Below are 24760 nucleotides of genomic sequence, written 5' to 3' on the forward strand. Positions count from 1 at the left end.
GTATACACCTCTGCGGCCTTCTATACGTATAGAAGGCCGCAGAGGTGTATACACCCTTGCGCACCTTATTACATATGCTTGGGGGTGTATGATGGTACGTCTATTAAGGTGAATGAGGATTGTGCTAGAGGGTGTATGTACTTAGGTTGCATACACCTTTGCACATATACCATTAAGGAATTATGCAGGCGGATAACTAGAATGGCCGCCATGGCGGGTATAGCGATCGACGAATAGCAGGAAGCCAGCAGAGGGGCGCAGGAGCGTCATACGAGAAAGGATAGGGCCTAATGCAGGCTCGTCCTTACCTGCGCAAAGCCCAGCAAACACGGGGCCTCCAGCGAACTAGGTAAGGACAAGGCATCAAGCGGGGGCGAAAAGCTGAAAATGCCTGGCGCTGCGCGCCGCTTTTGTTTGTACCTTTGACCTTTAGACCTATTGTACAAAGGTACATTTGTACGTATATTGGCGACTCACCAACAGGAGGCACGCCGACATGGCTGCAAGAGTCTGGACAGTTCAGAACCAAAAGGGCGGCACCACTAAAACCACCACCGCGACGAACATAGCCGCGTGCTTGGCCACCGTGCACAAAAAAAACGTACTCCTGGTCGACCTGGACGGCACGCAAGGATCAGCTACGGACTGGGCTAGCGCCCGCTCTGACGATGCGCCGCCAGTGCCGTGCGTGATCATGCGCGAGAACATCAAGCGCGACCTACCGCGAATCTCGGCAGGCTACGACTACGTAATTATCGACGGCGTACCGCAGATCAGCCCGCTGACCTCTGACACGGTAAAAATCGCCGACCTGGTAATCATCCCGGTACAGCCCAGCCAGTACGACATTTGGGCGACCCGCGACATGGTGCAGCTGGTCAAAGATCGCCAGGAGGTTACCGACGGCCTGCCAAAGGCAGCCCTGATGGTTGCCCGCGCAATCCGCAACACGATCATCGAGCGAACCGCGACAGAGGCCCTGCATGGCTATGAGCTACCCGTGCTCAACGCAAAGACTTACCAAAGCGTCTCGTATCTAAATGGCATTGCAGAAGGGCGCAGCGTATTCGACCTGCCGGCCAGCGACGGCGCACGGGACGACATCGAGGCCGTGACCCTGGAACTGCTGGAGATGGATAAATGACCAAGCCTGCCGCAAAAATCACGCTTGACCGCCCGAGCCGTCCGGCAAGCGAGCCAGATCAAGCGCACCTGGACAAGGCGCGGAAAGCCGTCGTGTCTGACAGCGTCGACGAGAAGCAGCTCAAGGTGATCATTTCGACCAGGTATCACAAAGGCACCACCGACATTAAAAACATGTCGGTCGACAGCGTACCGGTCAAATATCTGGTAATCGAAGCGCTCGACGACCTGTTCAGGAAGTACAGCGAGGGGAATGGGCACTACAAGATCGAGGACCAGGAGGAGCTAACGCGCCGCCTGAAATCGTTGCTGTAAAAAGCGCCTGGCAGCGGCGGCAACCGCTAACCAGGCAGGACCGATAGACCTAGAGGGGTTCACCATGTCCAAAGCGGACTATATCACAGTGCGCGGGCTCTCCCTGCGCGAAGCGGCCGAGCCGGCGAATCGCGCCCGGGTAGAGGCCTATCTCAAGCAAGAGTGCTGCGCACTCGCCTGGCACGGCTACCTGCGCATGATCGGGGAGGCCGCATGAATCGCAATGACGACACGTCCGGCCTGCAGATCCTACTTTCAGGCGCCATAGCCTTGGGGCTCATGTTCTACGCGATCGGGATCTTTGTTTACCGCCTGTACGTACACCGCGACCGCCAGATCGAGCAGGAGAGCAACGAGTGAAAATAATCCTAATCCTCGCCGTGGCCATCGCCGCTAGCCAGGCCATCGCACGCGATTGCGATGTCGATCACGACAACCGAACCGACGCCACCTGCGGCGGGCCAGATCGGGACCTCGACAACGACGGGCGCACCGACGCCACTTTCGGCGGACCCGATCGCGACCTTGATAACGACGGGCGAACAGATGCGCGCTTTGGCGGCTCCGATCGAGACGTCGACAACGACGGGCGCACCGACGCTACGTTCGGAGGACCTGATCGCGACCTCGACAACGACGGGCGCACAGATTCGCGCTTTGGCGGACCTGATAACCGGGAGGGGCGCTGAAATGGCTATCACCATTAAGGTTCGACTAAGCTGCGGCGCCTACCAGGCCCGGGCGATGCGCAAAGGTGTCACTGCCAGCAGCGCCGAGAGCGCAAGGGCCGCTGCGGCGGCCGTATGCCGAAAGCTCGGACTTGACCCAGACCTGCTCGAGCAGGCCCAAGCTGAACCAGGAACAACTATCTACACGCACCAGGAGCAAGCAGCATGAGCCATATCGAAAAGATGAAGAAAGCCGCCCGTATTTCCGACCTTGAGCTCTACGACCTGGTCGTCGCCATGTACCCCGAGAAATTCGCTGCCCGTGACGAAGCCGGTGACGACCTGTGGGACGAGGTTATGCAGTTTGTCGATGAGGAGCTGTGCGGCGACCTTCTCCAGAATGAGGAGGGGCTGCGCGAGCTGCTCGGGCGAGTGCTCTTGATGACCCACCCGATCTGCGGAGCTCTTTCCGGCAAGCTCTACCATGCGCTTGGCACAGTGAAGGTAAACGGCGACCAGGTACACATGATGGCCGCAGCAAAAACCGAACTGACGACCTTTGGCGGCATGACAATCGTAGAGGATTCAGCCGTTCCGCCTGGTAAAGCCTTCATCGTTCAGGACGACAAGCCCCTAGCCGAACTGCGCATTGTCGGCAATGACGAAGGCCGCTGAAATGGCAGATCGCGATTTCTACGCGGATTGCCCGCACTGCGACCGATGCGAGTTCGTCGACGAGGACGACTGGTTCGAGCACGTCAGTATGTGCGAATGGGAGCAGGAGCAGGACCGCCTGCGCGACGAGGAGGAGTAATCGCCCTGTAGCCCGACCCACAAGCCCGCCCACTCGGCGGGCTTTTTGTTACCCTGCGCGGCCTTAACCCATGGAGAAGCGCGCAGCATGAAAGCAAAGCACCTGATTATCGCCGTCGGCGCCGCCGCCCTTGTGGCGCTGGGCATTAACGACTTGATCAACAAGGACGCAAACGCGCTCGAGCGCCTTAACGACCGCGTCGGATTGAAAGTTGACTGTGAAGTGCAGAAGGTGAAGGGGCAGCGCTGGGGAGTATGCCGGTATAAAAACGGCGCACCTGCAAACGCATGGCTTGACCGAGACGGCACATGGACAGCGGGCAACGGCAATGCGATCGAAGCCTTTAATCGGCTTGAGCACGCCGAGGACAAGCAAAACCTGCCTAACGTGCAGATCGACTACGCCAACCCGCCGAGAATGCCAGCGGGACTGCTTGAGTAATCGCCAGAAACGACAAAAGCCCCCACCGCCGCAAGGCAGTGGGGGCTTTTTCATGCTGGTAATGTCGCCTCGAGCACGCAGCGGTAACCCTGCGCCTTGCTGCCGCTCTCGGTGGCTTTGTCGATTGACCACTGCCCGCGCATAAAGCTCGGCCAGGTGTCATCGAGCGTGACCAGGCCCTCAGCAGCAAAAGCTGGGTTACCGGGGCAGTCAATGCGCAGCTTCATCGCCTCGCGCTTGATCTTGCGCGCCTCGCCCTCGCCTGCAGCCTTGGCCTCGGCCTCATTCTGGTAGCGCTGGCGAACGCGCTTGAACGGCTCCGAACCCGTCTCTACGACGCATTCCTTGCCCGCAGCACCATCCCACCAGACGGTTTTGCAGCCCTTGAACTTGACGCGGCTCTCGCTATCGAGCGTGGCGTTGATGAATGACCGCTCGCCGGGGCGGTTGTCATTCGTCACCGTCAGCGTCACTGGCGGCAGGGCCTTACCGCTCAGCGACTTGAGCTGACCGCGCCGACCCATGACATACAGGTCGTTGACCGGCTTTGTCACTGCGTCGTACTTGCGGGCGATTCTGGTCAGGAACCCCATATCCGTTTCGTTCGACTGGTCGACGTGATCGACCGCGATCGCGTCCAACTCGGGAGCGATGCGCGGCGAAAATCCGTGCTTGCCGGCCAGCTCGCGAAAGATGGCGCCGAGGGTCGTCGGGCCATAGCTGGCCGAACGACGCTCTTTGAACTTCGTCTCGTCAGCCACCTTGAACGGCGCAGCCGTGGCAACGATCAGCAGCAGTGCCGGGAAAAGCTGCGGTGTGGTGCGTGTTACGACGAACTCGCCCGCGTCGACGAGCCCGGTTTCCTTATAGCCCCGCCGCAGCCCGATTTTTCCGTCAACGCTCGGCAGGCCTTCCAGCCCTTCGATATTGACGGTCAGCTTAAGCGTATCCGACTCGACGCCCGCCGCGTCGACGTGCTCCCAGTCAACTAGCCGCGAGTTGATCAGCGCCGCATTGGCGCCGGTCACCTCGACCGCTGGCGTGTATCCAATGGCCATTTAACCCCCTCAGTCCCAAGCGCTTACAACTGCAGGCGTTGCGGCCTGCTCCTGGAGCTCAGGCAAGATCACCCGCAGCCCCGCTGGCAAGGTCGGCCCGTAGTCGACCAGGTCCTCGTTCAACAGCCAGAACGCAGCCTCGGCGGCGTCGTCCGACCGGCCCAGCTCGCGGTAGAGCAGGAGATTGACCGTGTCGCCGGCAATGGTCCGAACCCTACGCATTAGCGAACTCCTGCAGCTCGAGCGTCCACTCCAGGAGCGACGCCGTACCGTCATCGAGCACCCTCTTTTGCGACTCGCTGACCTCCTGCACGGTCCAGCGCCCCCACACACGACCCACGCCGTCGACCAGGACGTGCGGCGTCCTGGCGTTGACGAGGGCACGCAACTGGTCGACCTTCTGCATGCCCGCTTCCCACTGGGCTTTGCCGGTCAGTCTCAGCGTCTCCAGCCCCTGCCCGGTGTTTTGCGACAGGGGCTTGCTGCTGATGATATCCATGGTCACCCAGCCGCCCGAGGTTTTCCGGTCGAGAGTGTCGTAAGGAAAGCCACTCGAGAGGCTGAACACAAAGTTACCGAGCGCCATTTGCTGCGCCATCGTCAATCGCTCCCGTCAGTCAAAGAGGCACCGCGCCGGACGGCTAGAGGGTCGCCCCCCACGCCCGCCGCCATCATTTCCGCTTTAAGCCTGGCGATAATCTGGTCGGCCAACCGCTTGTCATAGGCCGGGTCGCCAGTCGGCTGCATGGTGATTTGCGGCGCGAAGGTGATTTGCTTGTTCTCGGTGACGGCCTTGGCCACGTCCTTGGCCGTATCGGCTGGCGCCTTGAGCTTGTCGACCAACGCGCCGAGCTGCTTGCCGATCCACTCGCCCCCGCCACTGCCTGCCAGCGCGCCAATGGCGCCACCAACTGCAGTACCGATGCCGGGCAAAATCGCCGTGCCGATCGCTGCACCCGCCGAGGCCCCTGCCCAACCCCCAGCCATGCCGCCGACGGCGCCGCCAACTTGGCCAGCGTCACCTTTGGCCAGGCCGTCTGCCGCCGTGGCAGCGCCAGAGAGCAGCATCAAGGGCGTGGCCACCTTCGCGGCGACCTTCGCCATAGGCCCAAGTACGCTCCCACCCACGGCAGCAGCCTTGGCCAGCGTACCAGGTGCTGCCTCAGCCACTGCCGCAGCCGCTGGTGCAGCACGCGACACACCAGCCAGCGCCCCCGCTGGCGCCGTCGGCAAGAACGGCGCAGGCAATGCCGCCACCGGACGCAGCGCGGACAGTGCTCGAGGTGCTGCTGCCGCCGAACCAGGTGCGCCGGAAACTCCAGGAGCAGCGCTGCCGGTTGGAACCAGGGAAAGCACCGGCGCTGCACGAGCCGCTGCGATCGGAGCACCAGGCGCACCAGGCACAGCGCTCGCAGGCGGTACCAGCGACAGTACCGGTGCCGTCCGAGGCGTCGTGAGCGGCGCACCAGGCGCTGCAGGAGCACCTTTAGGCACAAGGGTAAGAACCGGCGCCGCTTTGGCAGCCGCTGGCCCCGCTGCCGCAGCGACAGAGGCCGCAGCAGGGGCCTGGCCTAGCGGGACTGTCGAAAGCGCCGTTGGCGACGCGAGAGCGCCACTGGCGACGGTCGCCAGCCCTGCCGCAGCCATAACCGGCGCAATGACTTTCCCACCCAGCGCGGAAAGTCGCCCAAACCGGCTCGCCTTTGCCGCCGTGGTTGCAGCCTTTCCTTTGCCGCCTCCGCCGCCCGCACCACCTGCAGAACCAGCACCACCAGGTGCATTGCCGAGCCGCCCAAGTGTTGCATTCAAACGCACCACCGCCTGATCAGCAGCGATCGCCGTCCTGCCCGTGCTGGCGTCGAGCTTGGCACGCGCCAGGCCGGCGCGGTTGAACCCCTGCCCAACAAGCAAACCGACGAACTTTAGCCCAAGCGCGCCGACCTTGAGCGCAGCCAGGCCACCCGCTGCGACCGCAAGGGCACCGGTCACCCCGGGGAACGTCTCAGCAGCCCACGAAACCATGTCTACCAGGCTCCCGAGCGGGACCAGGACAGCGTTCAGTGCCGGCAACATGGCGTTGCCAACTACAGTCGAGAGCCTCGTCAGGCGAGCAGTGAACGAGTTCCAGCCGGTACGAGCGGTATTCGCAACGCCTGCCGCCTCCTGCATCATCGAGCCTTGTTCGCCGATAACAGACGTCGCGTACTTGCTTTTGTCTGCAACCATGGCAAAGGCCTTGCGTACCTCGCCGAGGTTCTCCAGGAGCGGCTGAATCGCGCCGATCGACTCCGAGCCGAACAGGTTTGTCGCGACTGCCGCCTGCTCCTCTCGGGGCTGCTCTTTGATCGCCTCGAGCACACGCATGATCGTGTCAGGGGCGTTCTGCTGCATGTCGGCGGCGAGCTGCTCGGGGTCAAAGCCGAGCTCTTTCCATTGCTCCTTTTCACCCTTTGTCGCCGACTTGCCCGCGACAAGGGCGCTGGTGAAGTTCTTGAAGCCGGTACCGGCGATTTCCTTCTCGGTGCCCGGGTTCAGCAGTGCAGCCGACAGGGCGGCGCTCTGCTCGGGCGTAAGGCCCGATGCCTTACCGACAGCGCCGTAACGCTTCACGACCGCCGCAATGTCCGCCGCCTTGGCGTTGAAGTTGTTGCCGAGGTAGTTCGTCGAGTCGGCCAGATCGAGCGTCTGCGCCCGATCCAGGCCCATGGACGCACGCCAGCCGGCCATTGTCTCGCCCGCCGTCTGTGCATCGATATCGAACGCCGAGCCCATGATCGCCGCGTCACGGGTAAAGTCCATCACCGCAGCCGTCTTGGCCTTGACGTCGATGTTTCCGTTCTTGTCCTTGAGCTCGTTGCCGATGCCCGACTGGCCCGCTGCATATTCGATCTTGGCCAGGTCGATTGCCGTCATTCCCGAGGAGGCGATTAGGCGATCGCTGGCCAGCTGCAAGTTCGCCGAGGCCATCGCCTCTTTACCGCCATCCTCGAAGTTGATCACCTTGCCGACGTCGGCCATGGCCGTTTCCATGTCCATTGCCTGCGAGATTGGCCGGCTGGCCACGTAGGCGAGCGCTGCCGTCTCCACCATTTGTCCGCGCAGGTCTGCACGGCGGTCTCGGTTGGACTGGATATTTTCTTGCGCCGATTTGACTGCAGCCAGCTTGGCGCGCTGCGCCGCAAGGGCGGAGTTAGCCGCCTCCGTTGCCGCCTCGAGGCGCTTCTGCTCGCCCGCAAGCTTGCCGGTGTCTACACCTGCAGCCGTCAGATCAGCCTTCAAGCCCTTGAGCTGGTTGCTCTCGGCCCGGTGCGCCGCCTGCAGTGTTTTGACGCTGGCGGTCGCCTTGTCCTGCGCTGTATCGAGTTTCGCCGCCGCACTGGTGGCTGCGCCAAGCTCCCGGGAAAGCCTGGCCTCCTCGATCCCGGCTGCACGCACCTGCGCAGCAGTGGCCTCGGTCGAGGCGCCAAGGGTTTTCAACGAGTCGACGGCGAGCTTGTGCTGCGCGGTCAGTTGCTCGACCTTCGCCGCCGCTGCGGCCTGCTCCCTGCTGACCTTGGCCTGCTCGACCCGAGCCGCTGCGAGCGCCGTCGTGGTGCCCTCGATCTTTTGCGTCAGCGCCACGTACCCATTGAGCGAGCGCGTGGTCTGGTTCAGTTGCTTGAGCTCGGCCTGCTGGAGCTTTAAGCCCTCCTGGAGCGCGCCCGACTTCTTTGCGAAGTCTCCGAACGTGCTCGAGTAGGCATCGACCGCAGCCAGCTTCAAAGAGTATTTAGATTCGGCCATGCCTACTCCCGTTTCACACCCAGCCGTGCGATGGCCAGCTCGTAGCGCCGCAGGCCTTTCTCAGCGTCCCATTCCAGGATTTCCGCCTCGCTCACGTTGTAGGCGAGGGGCACCACGTCGAGGATCACGTCGACGTCATTCTCGGAAAGAAGTCCGCCGGTTTGTTCAAAAAAGAGTTCAGGCGCCCCTGTAGCTGGGTCCAGTCTGGAACACTCAGGCGCTGGACCTCTGGCACGGCTAGGCCGGTGCAGTGCGCGCTGCAGAAGTCGGCGCGCTCGTCGTCGGTCTTGAGCTTGCGCATGGCCTTGGTGACTTTCATGGGGGGCACTTCGAGGTCAAGGCGCTCGATAGTGCGACCGATGCCCTTTACCGGCACCAGGAGCTCAACGCTGTCCGGGTTCTCCGGCACGCGCCCTTGAAAGTAGGAGGCCGGGAGGCTCACGTATTCGTGAATCAGCCGGGAGAGCGACACGTAGTCGGGTCGCTTGATTTCTTCCAGGTCCTCGACCGACAGGCCAGACGCCAAGCGCAGCAGCGCCTCGAAATGATCGTCCTCGTGCTCGCCCGCTTTGGCGATCGCCTCGCGATGCTCGGACACGCTGAAAGCACGCAGGGCCACCGACTCGAGGCGCTCGCCGCTGGCCGTCGTGACAGGGAACCGCAGTGGATGATCGGGCAGCTTCCAAGACTGTTTTTCTTCCATTTTTCCTTTCCTTCAAGCAACAAAAAACCGCCCGAAGGCGGTCGTTTGTGGGAGCGATCAGCCGGTTAACCGGCCATCAGGGCGAGACGACGGGCGCCCTTGAGTTGGTCGACGCCGTTGATCACGCAGACCTGCGTGCGGGTGTCGATATCGGTCACCAGCACGCCATTCTCGAGGCGCTTGTAGCTGCGCAGAGCCAGCTCCAGGATGGTGACTGGTTTGTCCTTCATCTTGAGGGTTTTCTCCTCAAGCACTTTCAACTTGCCGGCGCACACGTAGTAGGTGAACCACTCGTTGCCGTCCTGGTCTTCGCCCGCCTCCTGCACGGAGAGCATGACGTTATCGCCACCGGACACGCCGAGCGCCGTCATGATCGGCAGGCCGATACCCTGCAGGGTCAGCTTCGCACTCAGCGCCTTGAGGCCGGTCGCCATTTCCTCGGCGATCCAGCGACCGCCGCGCATTTCTTCCATTTCGTGATCGATCTTTGGCGGCTCGAACTCCTCAATGGTCGCCATCAGCGGCATACCTTGCAGAGTCGCGGTGATCAGTTGCCGCACGCGGTTGGTAAACATTAGAGAACTCCCTCCAGGAACTCTTCGACGATGGCGTCGGATGCGTTGAGCTGGTAGACCATGTGCTCGTTCGGCGCATAGCGCCCGTAATCGATGCAGATGAACCAGGTGCCGTTTTTGTACTTCTCGACGCTGTTCAGCTCAGGGTGCAGGTACACCTTCCCGCCCGGGATAGTCCCGTCAGCGACGAGCGTCTGCAGCCAGGCGTCGATTCGCTCAACCTCCTGATCCATGAACGACTTGGTCAGGTTTTTGGCCATGACCTTTTGGGCCGCACCGACCAGCTTTCGGGAAATGGCGTCTTCAAGCCCCACGTAGCTGATGAATTTGCCGGTGATGCTGCGGTTGCCGATCAGCGAGAAACCGCCCAGGTCAGTTCGGGCGTAGTAGCTGATGCCGTAGCTGTTCAGCAGGTCGCCCTCGGTGCTTTTGTCGAGGATGTTGTATTCGACAGTGCGCGCCACGTCCGCCGCGTAGGTGACCTGGTTGCCCGGGCTTTCCCACTGCTTGACCGAGGCCAGAGCGGCAATGGCCAGGCTCGACGGCGGCAAAAACACATTGCCCAGGGCCGCTTTCGAGTACACGGCGGGCATCTGGTGTACCAGGTAGCAACGGTCGTAACCGAGGGTAGCGCCGCCGATCGACTCGCTATTGGTCACTTGGCCGGCGACGGTGACGTCCTTGCCATCGAGCACCACGCGAGCGCGGATGCGTTTACCGATCGATGCCAGCTCACTATGCACGGCCTGATCGTGCGAGAAGCCCGGCGCGCCAATGATGGTCGGCACCTCCTGGCAGACCATCAGCGCCGACAGACCTTTGCGCTGGCCAGAGGCCGCGTCTACACCGCCGACAACGTTGGCGAGGGTCGCCGCTGGGGTGGCGCCCGACTCGACCACCACTACATAGATCGGGACCTTCACGACCTTGAGGATTTGCTTCACGGTCTGGTACAGGGTACCGGCCTCGGCACCGGTCGGGTCCAGCAACTCGGCGAGGGTGTTGCTGTTGATGCGAAACGGGGAGTTCTTGGGAATGCCCAGGCCCACATTCGGCGCCGTGCCGACAACGCCGATCACGTTATCGCCAATACCACCCATTGCCTCGGGAGATTCGCCGGCATTGAGCGTAACGCCGTTGTGCTCGAAATTCGTAACCTTCGCCATGCTTACTCAGCCTTTACAGTGGTTTTCTTGGAGGTGCTCGAGGTCCCGACGGGAGCCGCTGCAGCAGCCTCGACGGCTTCGGCCTCGGCCTTGACTTCGCTGGTCAGCCTCAAGCGCCCAGCGGTCACCAGGGCGTGCGCCTGGACGTCCAGGAGCTCCAGTTCGGCGCCCTCCGCGGCCCAGTGACCACCGCCTGTAGGGAACGGCACCACAACGGTGTATTTCTGTTTCTGGCTGATAGCCATTGATGTTCTCCAGGAACGAAAAAGGGCCGCACTTGGGCGACCCTTGGGCACAAAAAAAGCCGCTTAGCGGCCTCGGTGGGGGTGACGGTGAAGCTGGAGAGGATTAAGCGGCGTTGCCGACGCCCTGCACGCAAGCCTGAATCGCTGCGATCGCCTCATCAGCGATAACCTCTGCAGCATCATGGCTGGCAACCTTCAGCACAGCCTGCTTGCCTTTCAAGCGCAGCGCCCGCAGCTTGTACATAGCCTGCTTCCACGCTGCAGCCTCAGCCAGAATATTGTCGGTAGCGGCTTGCGCTTCCAGCCCCGCTGCATCCATCCAGGCTTGTACGGTTGGAGGCACCTCACCGGTGTAACCAGCAGCTGCAAATGCCGCCGCCTCATCTGCGGTCACCTGGTATTCCAAGGCTCGTAGCGATTCACCCAGAACCGAACGGCGGGCTGCGTCTGCGGCTTGATCGATCTGACGACAGGCCACCTGCGTGGCAGCTGCGAGTGGCAGAGCAGCGAAGTCGAAGCCGCTGTAGGTCCTACCGTCGAACTCGATAGACAGGTTGGTCTTTTGCATGATGATTCCTTAGAGGCTGCCGAGGTTGGTCAGAACGTTGGTGAGTGAGGCCGGGTTGGTTCCTGCAGCAACACCGCTGATATAGCGACCGCCGAAGTTGGCAGGGAACGTGGTGTTGTTCGCCTCGAATACGATTGCGCTCGCCGATGCAGCGACCAGGTTCCCGAGCCAGTCCGATGGCGCAAGAACCTCGCAGCCAGACAGCTTGACCGGCAGGATTGGAGTACCGCCGCTTGCGTTGGACATGAAGACGAAGTTTTTCGAGCTGCTAGGTGCAGGCGACAAGCCTGCAGGACTCGGCAGGTTCAGCTGAATATCGGTCAGCATGACCATGCCGCTGTTGTACGCGACAAAGCCGCCCTGCCAGGTGGAGCCCTCGGAGGTGGTGTAGTAGTTACAGCGCAGCTTGCGCTTAACGCCGGCAACATCGGAACACACGCTCATCGAGCGGCTATTCACAGCCACCTGAGTATCCAGTACGTAGTCAGCCTGCAGGTAGCAAATGACGAATCCGCCAACAGGCGTGTTGTACAGTGCCTGCTTGAGCGATTTCAGTGGCGCCTCGGCAGTGCCGGGGTTTTTGTCATCACCGGTGATCGAGTTGATGTAGAACGATTTCTCGTTCAAGGGAACTGCCGCGATGGCCGCTGCTACCGCTGCGTTGATCTCGTTTTTCTTGCCGTTGAACGTGGCGATCAACGCGTTGCTTGCGGTAACCAAGTCTGCGATTTGCGATTCAAGACTCATGGAAAGTTAAGCTCCTAGGGTTTTTTGTGAAAAGAGGTTTTGCAGGTTGATCAACGCGGTAGCATTGGCGACGATCGCTGTCAGCATGCCTTCGCGGTCCAACTCCTGCCGTGCTTCAACTTCCTTCATGCGCTCGGTTAGATTGCCCAAAAGCTCGCCAACCACTCGGAGTTGCTTGCTCTGCGTTTCCAGCTGATCTTGCTGCTGAACGCCACGCATCATTTCAGCCACAAGTGCCGAGGCCTGTGCGGCCAACGGCTCAGCGAGGGTCAAATTCAGCCCAGCACCCGTCGAGTTGATGACTACGCTGTCTGCAGGAAGCGCCGAGAGCGACAGGTCGTATGCAAGCAGCAGCTGGGCAGTCGGGGACTTGTATGCCAGCGCCGTAGCCGGATCGGACCAGACAGCCAGCAACGTGCCGTCAGAAAGGTAGAACCCGACCTCCCTTACCCAGTACTCGAGGTCGTCATCCGCAATTGCGGTCAAGTGCAGCAGGGTCGAACTCAGCTTTTCGCCATCCGAGATTGGATAGAGCCCCTTTCGCGTTCTGAGCGCCGTTTGCGTTTTATTGGGCGTGTATCCCGTTGTGCCGAGCCCGATGTGGGTAATCTCAGCAGCAATGCCTTTGTTATCCGCCCGCCAAATGGCCGCTAGGCCTGCAGAGGTAATAACCGGCTGTAGCGGAGTGGTCATAAATAAACAGCCTCCATGGTCACCCGAACAACGCTTCGCGCCTGCGCGGCATTGGCAGTTGAAAGCGGGCTCTCGGCTTCAAGTGAAACGCCGACAGCGTCGGCGGAGTGATGGTGAATAGCTCTGGATTCGCTCGCATTTACGAACGCAAGGCCGCACCCAAATACGTCAGGCTGAACCGCCTGAGCATCAAGTGACCCGTGGTAAACGGCCCGGACGTCGCCCGCATTGGCGAGTACCAGGTTGTCCGCAAAGGTGTCAGGCTGAACCGCCTGCGCATCGAAGGTTCGCCTGTACACATTCAGCGCATGGGCACCGTTGGCGGCAACCCAGCCACCAGTGAACAGGGCGCCGACTTTCAGTGAGTAGCCACTGCGCTCACTTTTCGCAGCGTCGATTGCAGTAATCAGCCGAGGGAAAAGAGTCTCGGAAATGATCGGCTTACCATCACCCCTGTTCTGATTTACCCAAGCTACGATTCCGAACGTGTACGGCGCTCCTTTCGGTGACTGCTTGTACCAGGGCGTGAAATCCGCTGTTAACTGCAGGCCCTTGAGCGCTGATTTGATCGCCTTTGTAGTGCCCGCAAGGCGCTTGGTGGGCCAGGACATAGCAACCATCGAGCGCTTTTCTGCCTCGGGCGCGTCCGCGTCCCACTCGGCGACGCCGCGCTCAGCAGCCAGATACGACAGGAAATCGACCGGCGTCTCGGCGGGGTTCATCAGCTCAGGAAACGGCGGGACTACGCGATCAAGAAACCGCGCAAACCCGAGGTCGAGCGCCACCTCAAGCGCCGAGCTATTGGCCGGCAGCAGACTGTAATTACGCTCCTCGCTGTATCCACTCATAGCGTGCGCACCTGGACGTCAATACCGGTGCAGTACGGGGCCTGGCTATCAGTCGTGATCACCGGCGCCAAAGGCTCAAGGACCTCGATACGGACTGCGCCGGCGCCGTGCAGCTTGGCGTCAATCCAGCTCGTCTCTACCCGACCGCCTAATACGTGACAGTCATCGGCATACGCCTGCAGAGCTTTCGCGGCGGTCGACTTCACGATCGACGTGTCAGGCCCGGCGTTGATATAGGCGATCGCCCTGATTTTGTACTCTTTGATGGTCGCGCCCTGGACGGTGACGCTGTCAGTCTCGGGCACCACGTCATCGCGGGCGAAGTGCTTGCGAACAGCCGCCAGCAGCGCTGCATCAGGTGCGCCGTTGCCAGCCCGGGCCAGCACAGTGACTGCGACCTCTCCAGGTGCTGTACGCCGTCCATTGCCGTCCTTTACCTTGACCGCGTTGCCGTCCGGCGAAAACTTGTAGGTCACGACCACGACCCCTGGCGACGGCGTCGCGAGGGATACATTAGCCCGCTCGCCCAGCGTGCGAACCTCTCGCTGGTAGTGCAGCCGCGACCCGCCTGCAGGCGCGTGCGGCGCCAGGTAATAGCGAATCCTGGCTGACTCGTCGTCTTCGTAGACCGGGTCGACCGGGGGGAAAGCGCTCGGGTCGCCTGGCGAAATGACCTGGCGCTCGAGGCCCATGTCGGCGAGCCTGGCGTCGAGGTTCTTACCCGTCGCCCACCAGGCCAGCATTTGCTTGATTTTCGAGTTCCATTTGCGCTCCTGCGCCTGCAGGCGCAGCGTGAACGCCTCGAGCACCATAGTCAGGAGCTCGCTCTCATTCTCCAGGCTGTCAGCCAGTCGAGCAGAGTCACTCGGCGACCTGGTGCTCACGTACTCGACCAGGAACGCTTTGAACTCAGCGAGCAGCGTCTCGAAGTCTTCGACCAGGACGATTTCGGGGTCGGCCAGCTGATTCTGGCCAGGCAGAAGCATGCTCACAGCAGCACCTCAAAGGTCATTTTTCGGTTCGTCCAGGTACCCTCGAATCGAAGCAACAGCCCCGATTGCGACCGGCTTGCAACGACCACGGATGGCGAAAACTCACCGATTCCATTGGCTGGGTTGTAGAAGGTGGCCACCGCCTCAGATTGCGCCAGGATCAGCAGCTCATCGGTCATGTTCTTGGCCAGCAGGGCGGGCAGCTTCGATCCATATAGGGGGCGTTTCTGCCTGGTGCCGAGGGGCGTCGAGAGCGCCCGCGTGGCGCGCTGTACGAACTGGGGCCAGTCGTCGAGCTTGGCGCCGGTACTTCTGTCTATTCCGATCATGCGCCCCCCACTGGCGGGCCAGATTGAGCGCCGTCTTTTGGCATGGTGTTGTCGTGCAAGTGATCCTTGCCGACGTTCACGCCGTCATGCGTGACCTGCCCCTTGATGTGATCGAAGCCAGCGGCGCCGAGCTTGAAGCCCACAGAGCCGAGCATGACCACCAGGCCGTTGCGGTCGCCATTGACCGATAGCGGTCCGTTCTTCCAGGAGAGCGCGCTCGCAGCGTGGTCGTAGCTCCATTCGGTGCCATCCGGGTATACCTGGCGGCGCAGATTCGCCTCGACGGATGGCGCCGGGTAAGCGTCCGAGGTCAAACCACATAGCGCGACCGTGTGAGCGCCTCCGTCGCCGCCGCCGTAATTGATCAGCAGGCACTGCTCGCCAACCGACGGCACACGGGTTTCGCTAACCTCCCCCGCGCTTGGGTTCATCCATTTGATGGGCGGCGTCGTCAGATCGCCGTGGCTGACCTTGCAGGTGCCTGCACCTGCGTCTACCGCGCTCACAATGCCGATACGGTTGTGATTCTCCGACCGGCGACGCATGTCCTCGAGCTCCGTCTCGAGCTCGGCCAGGCGCTCGATCAGCGGCGCGAGCAACTGATTAACGACCCGCCGCACGAGCTCGTACATGCATTAGCCCTCCAGCGGTCGGTATTGTGTCGGGTCGTCCATGTCGTCCACTCGCCAGCTCTCAGCCACCAGCGGCATGCCTGTTACGACCGGGTCCTCGGGGAGCTTGTGAGGACCTGGCGCGATCGCCTGCCGGAACGTGCAGCCCCAGGCGTCGTACCCGTCTCGGCCCTGGTGGAAAATCGACGGGCCGCTATGGATATCGCAAGGGTACTGGCACTGGCTCCCATGGAAGCCCCAGCGGTTATCGTCCGCCAGCCGCTCCAGGGCAGCGGAGAGGTTTGTCGCCTCGAGCGCCGAGAACTTTCGCCACCTGGCCACAACAGCGTGCAAGGTGACGGTGTATTCATGGACATAGCGCCCGTCGTTCTTTTTTGTCGCCGGCGCGGTACGCTCGAGCTCGATCAGGACCGTTGCGTCACGCACGGTCCCGTCGAATTCGTCGTAGTTGGCCACGTCGACGCCCAGGCCTGCCGCATGTATCGCGTCGCCAATGGCGAAAAACAGGTCCGAGGGGTTGTTAAGAGGTCGAAAAGACATGCCGCGCCTCGCGCTCGAACTGATCAATGAAATACACCTGTGCGCGCTTCTCCCACCGCTCCAGGGCGTTGATAGCCGGCGATTCCCAGTCCTCCATCACCCGCTCAACAGGCAGGCGCTCGCGGCCCTTGCGTCGAAAAACGAGCCGGTGGCGGGTCTTCATGGGCGAGATAAAGGCGCTGTCATACTGACGATGGCCGACCGATACACCGGTCGGCGTCTGCTTGGGAGTGCCCAGGTAGTGAACACTGATAGGGCGCAGACCTACCCACAATTTGACCTCGTTGGAGGTTGACTTGCTGTACACGTTGTAGCGGTGGCGAATCGGGCTTTGCGTGATCCGCAGCTCTTTGGATATCTCCCGAGAGCTATGCGTGCGCAGCCACTGCGCGGTTCGGCGCAGTGCTCGAGCAGCAGCCAGGTCGAGCTGTTTCGTCGCCTGGCCGATGATCGATTCGACTTCTGTCCAGCCGCTGGCATCGAGTTTTAGTTCGAAGCCTGCCATTTGCCGCGCTCTCCTGCAGGCGCTGCCCGGTCACCGTAGGGAACCAGCGTCAGCACCGTGCGCAACCGCCCGAAAGGCTGGGCGTTAGCGATCGAGAACTCGGCGCCGTCGACCAGGACCTTTGCCGTGCGCCAGTTGGCCGGCAGTTGACGGGTAGCAATGTGAAAGTGTTCCTGCGCAGCTCGGCCTCGCACGTTTGCAGCACCAGGATCGATGCCGCCGCGATAGAGACTTGCCTCCGGGGCGGGCTTGCCGAACATGCCCGCGAGGTCGCGGGGCTGCTGGCCAGGCTCAACCAGGACGACTACGGCGCCGAACTCGTCAGGATCGAAAAACGTCTCGAAGTCATCGTCGCCGATCACTTCGCAGGAGACTTCTTAGCGGCCTTTTCAGCCTCTGCCGCAGCCTCGGCAGCGGCCTCGAGCTCCTCGGCGCGGAACTGCTCGAGCTCCTCGTCGTTCGCGTCGCGGGCCAGCTTCGACCCTACCCAGTCGTTACGCAGGGCGCGGTCGACTGGTACGGCAGTACCCTTGTCGACCAGCTCCTCGCCGATCCACAGGTCGTCCAGGAGCACGACCACGAAACTGGTCGGCACGCTAGTTACGGTGTTCATAGGGGTGATACCTCGTGAGAAATAGGGCTTAAAAACGGGGGCTTTCGCCCCCTACCTGCCCGCTATTTCAGGTTCGGTTAGGCTGCAGCGCGCTTGGCGATGCAGAACGATTCCTTGCGACGGTTGACGACGTCGACGTCCTGGAAAGCGCGCAGCACCAGGCCGTCGCTCGCAGCCAGCTTGGCGGCATCGACCTTGAGGTCGAGAACACCCCACAAGCCGCAGATCATTTGGGAGAAGTCGCCGAAAATCCAGGTGTCCGCTGGCACCTGGTTAGTCGCCTCGGCGCGGTGGCCATTGACCTTGTCGTTCTCCCAGATGCAGCCGCCGACGTTTGCGAACTTCAAGGTTTGCATGGCATAGCCACGCTCGATGATGCCCGTCAGGTAAGCCAGCGCGCCGCGATCGGCGTTGTAAGTGCCGATTTTGGTCAGCATGTCGACCAGCTTTCCGAAAGTGACGCCGCCGACTGGGTAGGTCAGGCCTGGAACGCCTACATCCTTGAGCAGGCCCAGTGGGGCCTTACCGCCTGGACCGGCGAGCATTGCGTAGTCGATGGCGACGCCCATGCCGTCGAGCAGGTCCTTGATGATCAGCGCCTCGATCGAGCGCGAAGCCTGCTTGCGCAGCTTGCGGGTGACCGGGATGGCACCTGCGATGGTCTTCGGCGTCATGTTCAGCGTGGTGAAGTCGAACGAGCTGTCTTGCGCGTCCTCGCCTTCGCCCAGCCACACGAACGAGGAACCGCTCGTTTTCTTCGGCAGGTCGACGTCGCCGTCGAGGCCGGTCAGCATCTGCATGCCGAGTTGTGCCATTACCGTCTTGTTGCGCAGCACGTCGGCGAACTGGTCGAGCAGCAGGTCGGTCGATACCAGCTCACCGCCCTTACCGGCCTCACCCTTGGACAGGCCACGCATCAGGATATCGTGCGGTACGTAGAAGCCGCGGGCATCCTTTTTCATGGTGGTGGCAGCGGCGATGTTGATGTCGCGCTCGAGGCCAGCCTTGCTCCAATCGCCGGTAGCGGCGGCATTGAGCGCCCGCATCAGCGAGTAGCGCTTCTGTTCCTTCTCCGAAACGCCCAGGCCGCGAGCGCTGACGTCGTGCGTCAGGAAGCCCGGCAGGTCGCGGTCGCCCTGCTTCGGCTCTGCAGCGGTGGCCGCTGGCTTCTGCTGGGGCGCTTGGCGCTCCAGGAGCACGCCACGGAATTGCTCGATGGTCTGGCCACTGGTGATGGCCTGATTAGCCAGGTCACGCTGACCGAAGCGGTCGCCCAGGGCGATGATATCGGCAATGCGGACGCGCTCAACGCTGACCGGGTCGTTCGGGTTGGCGACGGGCGCGTCGATAGTGCGCTGACCGTCGGTTTGGGCTTGCTCAGGTGGCATTTGAATACCTCGAATGGTGATGGTGTTGGTCATTGCGATGGAGCGCCCCACCCCGACGGTCGGGTCTGCAGGCACTGAAACGAGGGAAACCTCGTAGACTTCCCAGGCGGTAACGCGGTAGTGGTCCACCCCGTCGACGGTGCGCTCGAGCACCATGTCGTGAATGAGGTAGCCGCATGAGATGTTGCGGCGGACGCCGTCGACGACGTCCTGCCAGATCGGCTCGACTGCTGGGTCCCGCGAGAACTTGATCCGCGCCCTGATCTTGCGATCAGCGTCGAGCCACGCATCGAGCACGACGCCGACTTGCAATGAGCCGATATGCTCCCGGAGCAGCGGCGCACCTGCCCGCAAGCGGGTCAGGTCAGCAGATTCGGGTGAATGGTCCAGGACCTCGAAGCCGAACCAGCGCCGCACGGGGTATTCACTGGAAACCGCGACCTCGACGGTGCGCTCCTCCAGGTTGATGGTCGAAAGATCGACCGCGAAGGCTCGCTCGAGCGGCTTACCCTCAATCGTGCGCAGCACTTTCAGCGGCGCAGGACTATTCGTCGTCCTCGTCGTCGGGCTTGGAAGCATTGGCTTTATCCGTGTTGGTAGGGGGGATGGCCATCAGGCCCAGCGACTTGAGCAGCGCCTCCTCAGCTGCGATTTCCGCGAAAATCGCTTCGGGGTCGTCGCCATTGGCGCGGATGTACTCGGAGCGCGATTTCGTGCGGTTCGCGATGCTCTCGCTTGCTGCCTTCGCGTCCTTGAGCGGATCGACCCAGTCCCAGCCTCGCGGCTGCCAGGCTAGTTCGCTGCAGCGCTCGATATCCCGGGGGGAAATGTCCAGGGCGCCGGTCAACAGTGAGCAGTCAAACCAGGCCGCGCCGACGCGCTCGAGCAGATCGCTGGTGGCCAGCTCCTGCGCGCACTTGTAGAAATCTCGCTCGTCCAGCTCGCCAGAGCGCAGCGAGGAGAAGTTCACCCCCTCCAGGTCGTTGGCGAGTCGGTTGTAGCTGGGTCCGAGGCCACCAGCAGAGCTGCGCTGGCCGTCCTTCACGAAAGCCGCGTAGTCAGCACCAGGTGACGCCGTTTGATGGGGCTTGTAGCTCAGGCCGTAGGGCAGCACGCGAGCCGTGCCCGCCTCGACAGTCTCCGAAACAGCTTCGTCGGTACCCTCCTCGGGAGGGTCCAGCCATTCGGGGTTTTGCTCGTAAAAACCAGTGATCTTGGCCGACTGCTCAGCCTTGATCCTGGTCGCCGTGCGAAACTCCTCCAGGTGATGAATGTCGAGCGCCGCCGCATGGGTCCAGGTGAAGCCCCGGGCCTGGTGCGGGCGCCAGGTGTCGAATGAATGCACCAGGTCGCTCGCCGGAATCCGCTCGTACTTCTCCTCGGGGCGCTGGTAGACGTCGCCGGGATGGTTACGCAGCATCCAGTAAGCGACTGGACGCTCGTATGCGTCGAGCTCGACGCCCATGCGAATCTGGTTACCGTTGGTCAACAGCTCGTTGAGATTCAGATCGAGCCGGTCGGCCTCAAGAATCTGGACAGCGAACCCCCAGCGGTTCGGCCAGTTGCGATGCAACCGCACCAGGACCTCGCCGTCGCGGGCAAGCGTCTCGATCCAGAGCCACAGGAAAGTGACATAGGAGTAACGTCCAGTGACGTCAAAGCTCCCCTTTTTGCTGTACTTCTCCCATTCCTTCTCGATCAGGCGGCGCCTGATCCGGTCGGGCGTGCCATCCCGCAGGACCGCTTTCGACTGCAGGCGGATGCCGTAGGGGCCAATGACGTTCTGTCGCAGCAGGCGATAGAAGCGCTTGAGCAGCGATGTATTGATCGACTGCTCGCGTGCACGCTGCCGCAGCGTCTCGTGACTCCCGTAAATCGTCTGGTTGGCGTCTGCAGCGGACTGCCGAGCCGACCAGGCATCAGTCAGTCGACCGCCGCCCGCCATCTTGAATCCGCCGCGACGCCCGACCTTTGGCTCGCGCCGAGCGTCGAGGGCAGGCGTGCGCTTACTGCCCCGGCTCAGCCAGGAAAAGGCGCGTGCTAGGTTCATTGGCTTATCTCAGAGTGAATTTGACGCTGCGTCCGTAGGGCGAACGGCTGGCGTTCTGCCGCTGAACCTCCCGTCGGTACTTGGTGCGAAGGGCGTCCAGGCGCTCGATCGGGATGCGGTCGAGGCGCTGCCCGTCGATTTCGTAGCTCTGCTGATCCTTGGGGATGCGCTTCTCGAGCGCAGCCTCGATCAGATCGAGCATTCGACGCGCATGGCTGCGGGCGTCGAAGGGCTCTGCTGTTTCCAGGTTGGGAGCGACCTCGATCAGGCCGCTGGCCACCGTCAGGCGCTGATCGCCCCGAGAAGCCAGGGCCACCCAGCGATAAAGCCCAGGAGACCAGGCCGCTGTTTCATCGGCGCCCAGCTCGACCTGGAACGGAGCGCCCGGCTTAGCATTGACCGTGTGAACTGCTGGGCCTCTGAACACGTAGCGCAGCCCCCAACCGGCAGAAGCCGGTCGACCGGGCACGTCACGCGACCAGGTGGCAGAATCACCCGCGTGGAGTTTTGTCGGTTCCATTGATTCACTCGGCGCCGCCAGGAGGCGCCGAGGCGCTACCTGGTCGGTTTCTTGATGATTTTGAAGCGGGATCGAGCCTTAGCCGGGGGAGCGTCAGCGCGTCGCGCTGCAGCAGGCCGGGGGGCCGGACGGGGTTCGGGCTTTGGCCGGCGCGGCGGCGGCTCAGGGGCAGCGACAGGCTCGGCGCCGTCGTTGTCCTGGTCGTCGTCCTCTACCTCGGGCTCGTCATAGTCGCGGTCGACCTGCTCGTCGAACTCCTCGCCGGGCTGCAGGCCGGCCTTGATGGCTGGCCCAAGCTCGTCCTTGGTCAATGCGCCGAGCTTGCGACGCTGGAGCTTGTCGCGTAGCGCCATGATGTACTGCATGGCCTCGCAGTCGAGCGCATGGTTTTCGCCGACCTCCAGGAACTTGCCCAGGTCCTCGCGCCACTCCTCGCCGACGATTTCCTTGCAGTAGCTCTCGGTAACCTGCTGGTGCAACAGCCACCAGCCGGTGCGCGAGGCCTCGCGGTTCAGTCGACCGTGAACCCAGCGTTTCGCGAATGGCGAATCGAAGGCCCAGCGAGCATCGCCGCGCTTGCGCGTCTTACCCTTTTTGTCGACCTCGACCACTTCCTTGCGGAATGGCTTGTCGAGCGTCTCCCGGCCACGCAGCGCGATAACCCGGTGCTTGTTGCCGTCGTTGATGAAGCGATAGACCTGGTCGTCGCGATAACCAATGTCGATACCCGTCATGTTGATGGGGTGACCGTCGTATTCGGTTTCGATCAGGTCCGCTAGCTGGTCCCATACGCCGTCCTGCTCGGTGTCGCCCCAGAGCTCGCCCTCCTCCAGGAGCATCGAACCCATACCGGCATACCAGGCCCGCACGACGTACTCAAGTCGGCGTTTTTGAACGTCGACGGTGCAGTAGATTTTCAGCGGCTTGAGCAGCAGCTCGCCCGCCTTGTATCCGTAGCACTGCGCCTTGACCTGCTCCCAGGTCGGCACGTCACCGCCCTGCGCGTAACACTCGCCGAAACCGGTGTTGTAGACCGCCAGCAGGTCGGCAGGGTCGCCAGACTGGATAGCGGCCAACAGGTCGCGAGCGAGCGCGCCGTAGCTCTTTTTCGAGGAGAACGAGCACAGGCCGGACGCTGCGTAGGTGTAGTGCGTAGACCCTGCGGTTTCCGCCTCGCCCGTGACCTCGCCGTCGCGGCTGATCGACTGACCAGGCGCCACTGCCCGGCCACGCTCGTTCATCCAGGAGCGGTATTTACTCTGAATCTGGCACCCGTTGTTAGGGCAGGTCAGCCGGGCGTGCCGATAGGCTTCGTCGGGCGTGCATTCGTTCTCGCCGCCCTTCCCTGGCCACCACAGCAGGCCTGACCAGGGGATGAAGTATTCGCCGCACTCGGGGCACGGGACCGCCCATTCGTGACGAGTGCCCGACTGCCACAGCTTCCAGATGGTCGAGCCCAGCGCCTTGACTGAGGTCACGTCCCAATGCCACAGGCCGGTGACCTCGTGCTTGCGCTTCACCACCCGCCCGTGGGTCGGCGTGGCGGTGTAGAGGATTTTCGACCCGTCGTAGGCGTCGCCCCGGCGCTCTACGACGATCATCGTCGAGCCTTCTCCGGTGTTGACGATACGGTCGACCTCGTCGACCAGGATCAATCCGACGGAGTCAGCCGACAAGCCAGACGGCGAGCCAGCCCATACAAAGCGCAGCTTTGTGCCGGCGATCCACTTAACGAAAACAGTGCTTTTCCGCTTATCGAGCTTCTTTAGGAGCGACTCACATTCGGCGATCATGTCGTCGAATTTCGGGATAACAGCGTCTTTCAGCAGCGGCGCCGTCGGCGCCACGTACATGATCGGCACCGGGTCCTCGTCGAGGCGCTGCCCGATGATGTTCTCGAAGGTGACCGACTTGCCCATTTGGGTAGCGGTGATAATCGATATCTTGTCGTAGCACGGCTGATTCGCCGCCCACGCCACAGGCTTCATGTACGGGTTAACGTCAGGGTTAAATTTCCCGGGCCGGGGCGAGCTCGGCGGCATTACCCGGCTGTCTCGCGCCCACTCGTCACTCGCTCTCGGCGGCGGCGCCTTCACCAGTTTCGAGGCGGAGAGAATCGATTCGATCAACGTCCGCAGAGAGCTCGCGTGATCGACGTTCGAGGCGGTCGGCTGTAGCTGCCCGGACCGCCCGCGTTTCTTCAAATAGTCGAGCTCGGATAAGGGCAGGGTCATCGATAATCGCCAAGTCGGCGGCGCATCGACTCGGCAGCGAGTCGAGCTGGGTCGCATAGACCGCCGCGATTGAGGTCATCAGGTCGACGAACGTCTCGTTCGGAATGAGCCGCCCGCGCACCTGGTCGATTTCGAGCTGCAGCTTTTCCCGCCGCGCCCGCTTGAGGAGCCGATCCTCGGTTGAGGTCGAATTGAGCCCCTCCTCGTCGTCGCCTTCGTCGCCGATTTCTCGACGAACCTCGCGCAGGATCAGCCACTCAATCGCCGCTTGGCTGTCAATCTGCACAGCCACGCCGCGACCGCCGCCGCCTTGAGTCGGTAGCCCCTCCTCGATCAGCTTGGAAACCCAGCGCTCTGACTTGCCCAGCAAGTCGGCCAGGTCTTTCTTGCTGATGGTTTTGCCCATGGGAGAAAGGACCAGGTTCGCAGTGGCAAAAGGACAAAGGTACAAAGGTCCTTTGTTACCTTTGTCCTTTTGGCACTTTGTGAATTAGGTTGAGGCCCCGCCGCGCCTGGCCTAGCGGTCAGGCTGGCGATGCAGGCCGGGAGGCCTCAAGTTCGGAAGTAAGGACTGGACTTTTGCGATCCGACACGAGCGAATGCCGCGCCGTTACCGCCCGTGAAGGGGGAGGGTCCCGGGGAGGACCCAAAAACCGCCGTGCACCGCTATGGTGCGCATCAGCGCCCCGCCGACCCGCTGCCAGCGCCGCACTGGTTGGCAGCAGCAACGGCGCAGTGGCCTGTCGCAAGGTCGGCCACGAACGCCGCGTCGATCGGCTCGCCATGCTTGGCGTAGGCTTCGACGGTAGTCAGCAGGCCCGCTCGGGCAGCTTCGGAAAGGTTGCGACTCAGGCGGTAACCCTCGAGCTTCCATAGCTCCTCGCGGGCCATCGCCTCGGCGCGAGACTTAGCGCGATTTCGCCCGATCACTTCGTCGAAGTTCGCGGCGCTGACCGACGCAGCCTGACCCAGGCCGAGCACAAAGCCGGTCGGATCGATCGCGGCTGCGATCGTGGTCGTGGTGCCAGGAATGACGTAGGTGTGATAGCTCAGCTGGGCGACCAGGTCGTCTACCTGGTTCACGGTGACGCGGGGCGCTGTCAGCCCCAGCGAGGTGATTTGCTTCTCGAGTTGATGGTCTTGCATGCGTGTCCGTCCGATTGGAAAAAGGTAGGCCACAACCATGTATG

At 62.2% G+C, this 24760-nt stretch carries 34 protein-coding genes; 8 read left to right on the forward strand and 26 right to left on the reverse strand.

Features of this window, described 5'->3' with window-relative positions; translation table 11 throughout:
• The first annotated feature begins 496 nt into the window (after nt 1-496).
• The 8 genes from parA (at nt 497) to G7007_RS18675 (ending at nt 3381) form a co-directional block, all read left to right on the forward strand.
• Nucleotides 497-1144, forward strand: a complete 648-nt coding sequence (gene parA, locus G7007_RS18640) for a ParA family partition ATPase (RefSeq protein ID WP_181104136.1) — start codon at nt 497-499, stop codon at nt 1142-1144.
• Nucleotides 1141-1458, forward strand: coding sequence for a hypothetical protein (locus tag G7007_RS18645; RefSeq protein ID WP_181104138.1), 318 nt, complete (start codon nt 1141-1143; stop codon nt 1456-1458). Before parA ends, G7007_RS18645 begins: the two co-directional genes overlap by 4 nt.
• A gap of 64 nt (nt 1459-1522) precedes the next feature.
• Nucleotides 1523-1675, forward strand: coding sequence for a hypothetical protein (locus tag G7007_RS18650; protein WP_181104139.1), 153 nt, complete (start codon nt 1523-1525; stop codon nt 1673-1675).
• Complete coding sequence (locus G7007_RS18655; RefSeq protein WP_181104141.1) at nt 1672-1818, forward strand: hypothetical protein; 147 nt, start codon at nt 1672-1674, stop codon at nt 1816-1818. Before G7007_RS18650 ends, G7007_RS18655 begins: the two co-directional genes overlap by 4 nt.
• Nucleotides 1815-2147: a hydrolase gene (locus G7007_RS18660; protein ID WP_181104142.1), complete on the forward strand. Its 333-nt coding sequence runs from the start codon at nt 1815-1817 to the stop codon at nt 2145-2147. The genes G7007_RS18655 and G7007_RS18660 overlap by 4 nt, the downstream gene beginning before the upstream one ends.
• A gap of 204 nt (nt 2148-2351) precedes the next feature.
• On the forward strand, nt 2352-2801 hold the full coding sequence (locus G7007_RS18665) for a hypothetical protein (RefSeq protein ID WP_181104144.1): 450 nt from the start codon (nt 2352-2354) through the stop codon (nt 2799-2801).
• Between the two features lies 1 nt (nt 2802).
• Nucleotides 2803-2940 (forward strand): hypothetical protein, encoded by a 138-nt coding sequence (locus G7007_RS18670; RefSeq protein ID WP_181104145.1) that lies wholly within the window; start codon nt 2803-2805, stop codon nt 2938-2940.
• An 87-nt stretch (nt 2941-3027) separates the two neighbouring features.
• Nucleotides 3028-3381 carry a hypothetical protein gene (locus G7007_RS18675; RefSeq protein ID WP_181104147.1) on the forward strand — a complete coding sequence of 118 codons (354 nt, stop codon included), beginning with the start codon at nt 3028-3030 and terminating at the stop codon, nt 3379-3381.
• A 50-nt stretch (nt 3382-3431) separates the two neighbouring features.
• Here the strand turns inward: G7007_RS18675 and G7007_RS18680 are convergent, their stop codons facing one another.
• The 26 genes from G7007_RS18680 to G7007_RS18800 form a co-directional block, all read right to left on the reverse strand.
• Nucleotides 3432-4439, reverse strand: coding sequence for a phage late control D family protein (locus tag G7007_RS18680; RefSeq protein WP_181104148.1), 1008 nt, complete (start codon nt 4437-4439; stop codon nt 3432-3434).
• Between the two features lie 9 nt (nt 4440-4448).
• Entirely contained in the window at nt 4449-4661 is a 213-nt protein-coding gene (locus G7007_RS18685; RefSeq protein WP_181104150.1) for a tail protein X, read from the reverse strand.
• Nucleotides 4654-5037, reverse strand: coding sequence for a phage tail protein (locus G7007_RS18690; protein ID WP_181104151.1), 384 nt, complete (start codon nt 5035-5037; stop codon nt 4654-4656). The genes G7007_RS18685 and G7007_RS18690 overlap by 8 nt, the downstream gene beginning before the upstream one ends.
• Before the next feature lie 2 nt (nt 5038-5039).
• Nucleotides 5040-8222: a phage tail tape measure protein gene (locus G7007_RS18695; protein ID WP_181104152.1), complete on the reverse strand. Its 3183-nt coding sequence runs from the start codon at nt 8220-8222 to the stop codon at nt 5040-5042.
• Between the two features lie 2 nt (nt 8223-8224).
• Entirely contained in the window at nt 8225-8350 is a 126-nt protein-coding gene (locus G7007_RS22260) for a hypothetical protein (protein ID WP_308852313.1), read from the reverse strand.
• On the reverse strand, nt 8347-8925 hold the full coding sequence (locus G7007_RS18700) for a phage tail assembly protein (protein ID WP_181104153.1): 579 nt from the start codon (nt 8923-8925) through the stop codon (nt 8347-8349). The genes G7007_RS22260 and G7007_RS18700 overlap by 4 nt, the downstream gene beginning before the upstream one ends.
• Before the next feature lie 65 nt (nt 8926-8990).
• A complete protein-coding gene (locus G7007_RS18705; protein WP_181104154.1) occupies nt 8991-9500 on the reverse strand; it encodes a phage major tail tube protein in 510 nt (169 codons plus the stop codon).
• Nucleotides 9500-10666, reverse strand: coding sequence for a phage tail protein (locus G7007_RS18710; RefSeq protein WP_181104155.1), 1167 nt, complete (start codon nt 10664-10666; stop codon nt 9500-9502). Before G7007_RS18710 ends, G7007_RS18705 begins: the two co-directional genes overlap by 1 nt.
• 2 nt (nt 10667-10668) lie before the next feature.
• Nucleotides 10669-10911, reverse strand: a complete 243-nt coding sequence (locus tag G7007_RS18715) for a hypothetical protein (RefSeq protein WP_219859163.1) — start codon at nt 10909-10911, stop codon at nt 10669-10671.
• A gap of 103 nt (nt 10912-11014) precedes the next feature.
• Nucleotides 11015-11479 carry a hypothetical protein gene (locus tag G7007_RS18720; protein ID WP_181104156.1) on the reverse strand — a complete coding sequence of 155 codons (465 nt, stop codon included), beginning with the start codon at nt 11477-11479 and terminating at the stop codon, nt 11015-11017.
• A gap of 9 nt (nt 11480-11488) precedes the next feature.
• Nucleotides 11489-12226, reverse strand: a complete 738-nt coding sequence (locus G7007_RS18725; RefSeq protein ID WP_181104157.1) for a hypothetical protein — start codon at nt 12224-12226, stop codon at nt 11489-11491.
• A 6-nt stretch (nt 12227-12232) separates the two neighbouring features.
• Nucleotides 12233-12919: a phage tail-collar fiber domain-containing protein gene (locus G7007_RS18730; protein WP_181104158.1), complete on the reverse strand. Its 687-nt coding sequence runs from the start codon at nt 12917-12919 to the stop codon at nt 12233-12235.
• Nucleotides 12916-13767, reverse strand: a complete 852-nt coding sequence (locus G7007_RS18735; RefSeq protein WP_181104160.1) for a phage tail protein I — start codon at nt 13765-13767, stop codon at nt 12916-12918. Before G7007_RS18735 ends, G7007_RS18730 begins: the two co-directional genes overlap by 4 nt.
• A complete protein-coding gene (locus G7007_RS18740) occupies nt 13764-14759 on the reverse strand; it encodes a baseplate J/gp47 family protein (protein ID WP_181104161.1) in 996 nt (331 codons plus the stop codon). The genes G7007_RS18735 and G7007_RS18740 overlap by 4 nt, the downstream gene beginning before the upstream one ends.
• Complete coding sequence (locus tag G7007_RS18745; RefSeq protein WP_181104163.1) at nt 14756-15088, reverse strand: phage baseplate protein; 333 nt, start codon at nt 15086-15088, stop codon at nt 14756-14758. Before G7007_RS18745 ends, G7007_RS18740 begins: the two co-directional genes overlap by 4 nt.
• Nucleotides 15085-15720 (reverse strand): phage baseplate assembly protein V, encoded by a 636-nt coding sequence (locus tag G7007_RS18750; protein WP_181104164.1) that lies wholly within the window; start codon nt 15718-15720, stop codon nt 15085-15087. Before G7007_RS18750 ends, G7007_RS18745 begins: the two co-directional genes overlap by 4 nt.
• 3 nt (nt 15721-15723) lie before the next feature.
• Nucleotides 15724-16287 carry a hypothetical protein gene (locus G7007_RS18755; RefSeq protein WP_181104166.1) on the reverse strand — a complete coding sequence of 188 codons (564 nt, stop codon included), beginning with the start codon at nt 16285-16287 and terminating at the stop codon, nt 15724-15726.
• Nucleotides 16241-16765 carry a phage tail protein gene (locus G7007_RS18760; RefSeq protein ID WP_219859164.1) on the reverse strand — a complete coding sequence of 175 codons (525 nt, stop codon included), beginning with the start codon at nt 16763-16765 and terminating at the stop codon, nt 16241-16243. Before G7007_RS18760 ends, G7007_RS18755 begins: the two co-directional genes overlap by 47 nt.
• Complete coding sequence (locus G7007_RS18765; RefSeq protein ID WP_181104168.1) at nt 16747-17127, reverse strand: hypothetical protein; 381 nt, start codon at nt 17125-17127, stop codon at nt 16747-16749. Before G7007_RS18765 ends, G7007_RS18760 begins: the two co-directional genes overlap by 19 nt.
• A complete protein-coding gene (locus tag G7007_RS18770) occupies nt 17124-17378 on the reverse strand; it encodes a hypothetical protein (RefSeq protein WP_181104170.1) in 255 nt (84 codons plus the stop codon). Before G7007_RS18770 ends, G7007_RS18765 begins: the two co-directional genes overlap by 4 nt.
• A gap of 77 nt (nt 17379-17455) precedes the next feature.
• Nucleotides 17456-19345 carry a phage major capsid protein gene (locus G7007_RS18775; RefSeq protein WP_181104172.1) on the reverse strand — a complete coding sequence of 630 codons (1890 nt, stop codon included), beginning with the start codon at nt 19343-19345 and terminating at the stop codon, nt 17456-17458.
• Nucleotides 19311-20816 (reverse strand): phage portal protein, encoded by a 1506-nt coding sequence (locus G7007_RS18780; protein WP_181104174.1) that lies wholly within the window; start codon nt 20814-20816, stop codon nt 19311-19313. The genes G7007_RS18775 and G7007_RS18780 overlap by 35 nt, the downstream gene beginning before the upstream one ends.
• 4 nt (nt 20817-20820) lie before the next feature.
• On the reverse strand, nt 20821-21336 hold the full coding sequence (locus G7007_RS18785) for a hypothetical protein (RefSeq protein WP_181104175.1): 516 nt from the start codon (nt 21334-21336) through the stop codon (nt 20821-20823).
• A gap of 35 nt (nt 21337-21371) precedes the next feature.
• The gene (locus tag G7007_RS18790; protein WP_181104205.1) at nt 21372-23378 is read right to left on the reverse strand and encodes a terminase gpA endonuclease subunit; all 2007 of its coding nucleotides are present in this window, start codon (nt 23376-23378) and stop codon (nt 21372-21374) included.
• Between the two features lie 25 nt (nt 23379-23403).
• A complete protein-coding gene (locus G7007_RS18795) occupies nt 23404-23976 on the reverse strand; it encodes a terminase small subunit (protein ID WP_181104177.1) in 573 nt (190 codons plus the stop codon).
• A gap of 272 nt (nt 23977-24248) precedes the next feature.
• Nucleotides 24249-24716, reverse strand: coding sequence for a Gp49 family protein (locus G7007_RS18800; RefSeq protein ID WP_181104178.1), 468 nt, complete (start codon nt 24714-24716; stop codon nt 24249-24251).
• Nucleotides 24717-24760 lie beyond the last annotated feature (44 nt).

It is taken from the genome of Pseudomonas entomophila, from assembly GCF_013523125.1.
Classification (GTDB): domain Bacteria; phylum Pseudomonadota; class Gammaproteobacteria; order Pseudomonadales; family Pseudomonadaceae; genus Aquipseudomonas; species Aquipseudomonas entomophila_B.

Excerpts from the sequence above, each read along its gene's own strand:
- parA (WP_181104136.1), top strand. The coding sequence starts at position 497 with ATGGCTGCAAGAGTCTGGACAGTTCAGAACCAAAAGGGCGGCACCACT.
- G7007_RS18645 (WP_181104138.1), top strand. The coding sequence starts at position 1,141 with ATGACCAAGCCTGCCGCAAAAATCACGCTTGACCGCCCGAGCCGTCCG.
- G7007_RS18650 (WP_181104139.1), top strand. The coding sequence starts at position 1,523 with ATGTCCAAAGCGGACTATATCACAGTGCGCGGGCTCTCCCTGCGCGAA.
- G7007_RS18655 (WP_181104141.1), top strand. The coding sequence starts at position 1,672 with ATGAATCGCAATGACGACACGTCCGGCCTGCAGATCCTACTTTCAGGC.
- G7007_RS18665 (WP_181104144.1), top strand. The coding sequence starts at position 2,352 with ATGAGCCATATCGAAAAGATGAAGAAAGCCGCCCGTATTTCCGACCTT.
- G7007_RS18670 (WP_181104145.1), top strand. The coding sequence starts at position 2,803 with ATGGCAGATCGCGATTTCTACGCGGATTGCCCGCACTGCGACCGATGC.
- G7007_RS18675 (WP_181104147.1), top strand. The coding sequence starts at position 3,028 with ATGAAAGCAAAGCACCTGATTATCGCCGTCGGCGCCGCCGCCCTTGTG.
- G7007_RS18680 (WP_181104148.1), bottom strand. The coding sequence starts at position 4,439 with ATGGCCATTGGATACACGCCAGCGGTCGAGGTGACCGGCGCCAATGCG.
- G7007_RS18685 (WP_181104150.1), bottom strand. The coding sequence starts at position 4,661 with ATGCGTAGGGTTCGGACCATTGCCGGCGACACGGTCAATCTCCTGCTC.
- G7007_RS18690 (WP_181104151.1), bottom strand. The coding sequence starts at position 5,037 with ATGGCGCAGCAAATGGCGCTCGGTAACTTTGTGTTCAGCCTCTCGAGT.
- G7007_RS18695 (WP_181104152.1), bottom strand. The coding sequence starts at position 8,222 with ATGGCCGAATCTAAATACTCTTTGAAGCTGGCTGCGGTCGATGCCTAC.
- G7007_RS18700 (WP_181104153.1), bottom strand. The coding sequence starts at position 8,925 with ATGGAAGAAAAACAGTCTTGGAAGCTGCCCGATCATCCACTGCGGTTC.
- G7007_RS18705 (WP_181104154.1), bottom strand. The coding sequence starts at position 9,500 with ATGTTTACCAACCGCGTGCGGCAACTGATCACCGCGACTCTGCAAGGT.
- G7007_RS18710 (WP_181104155.1), bottom strand. The coding sequence starts at position 10,666 with ATGGCGAAGGTTACGAATTTCGAGCACAACGGCGTTACGCTCAATGCC.
- G7007_RS18715 (WP_219859163.1), bottom strand. The coding sequence starts at position 10,911 with ATGGCTATCAGCCAGAAACAGAAATACACCGTTGTGGTGCCGTTCCCT.
- G7007_RS18720 (WP_181104156.1), bottom strand. The coding sequence starts at position 11,479 with ATGCAAAAGACCAACCTGTCTATCGAGTTCGACGGTAGGACCTACAGC.
- G7007_RS18725 (WP_181104157.1), bottom strand. The coding sequence starts at position 12,226 with ATGAGTCTTGAATCGCAAATCGCAGACTTGGTTACCGCAAGCAACGCG.
- G7007_RS18730 (WP_181104158.1), bottom strand. The coding sequence starts at position 12,919 with ATGACCACTCCGCTACAGCCGGTTATTACCTCTGCAGGCCTAGCGGCC.
- G7007_RS18735 (WP_181104160.1), bottom strand. The coding sequence starts at position 13,767 with ATGAGTGGATACAGCGAGGAGCGTAATTACAGTCTGCTGCCGGCCAAT.
- G7007_RS18745 (WP_181104163.1), bottom strand. The coding sequence starts at position 15,088 with ATGATCGGAATAGACAGAAGTACCGGCGCCAAGCTCGACGACTGGCCC.
- G7007_RS18750 (WP_181104164.1), bottom strand. The coding sequence starts at position 15,720 with ATGTACGAGCTCGTGCGGCGGGTCGTTAATCAGTTGCTCGCGCCGCTG.
- G7007_RS18760 (WP_219859164.1), bottom strand. The coding sequence starts at position 16,765 with ATGGCAGGCTTCGAACTAAAACTCGATGCCAGCGGCTGGACAGAAGTC.
- G7007_RS18770 (WP_181104170.1), bottom strand. The coding sequence starts at position 17,378 with ATGAACACCGTAACTAGCGTGCCGACCAGTTTCGTGGTCGTGCTCCTG.
- G7007_RS18775 (WP_181104172.1), bottom strand. The coding sequence starts at position 19,345 with ATGCTTCCAAGCCCGACGACGAGGACGACGAATAGTCCTGCGCCGCTG.
- G7007_RS18780 (WP_181104174.1), bottom strand. The coding sequence starts at position 20,816 with ATGAACCTAGCACGCGCCTTTTCCTGGCTGAGCCGGGGCAGTAAGCGC.
- G7007_RS18785 (WP_181104175.1), bottom strand. The coding sequence starts at position 21,336 with ATGGAACCGACAAAACTCCACGCGGGTGATTCTGCCACCTGGTCGCGT.
- G7007_RS18790 (WP_181104205.1), bottom strand. The coding sequence starts at position 23,378 with ATGCCGCCGAGCTCGCCCCGGCCCGGGAAATTTAACCCTGACGTTAAC.
- G7007_RS18795 (WP_181104177.1), bottom strand. The coding sequence starts at position 23,976 with ATGGGCAAAACCATCAGCAAGAAAGACCTGGCCGACTTGCTGGGCAAG.
- G7007_RS18800 (WP_181104178.1), bottom strand. The coding sequence starts at position 24,716 with ATGCAAGACCATCAACTCGAGAAGCAAATCACCTCGCTGGGGCTGACA.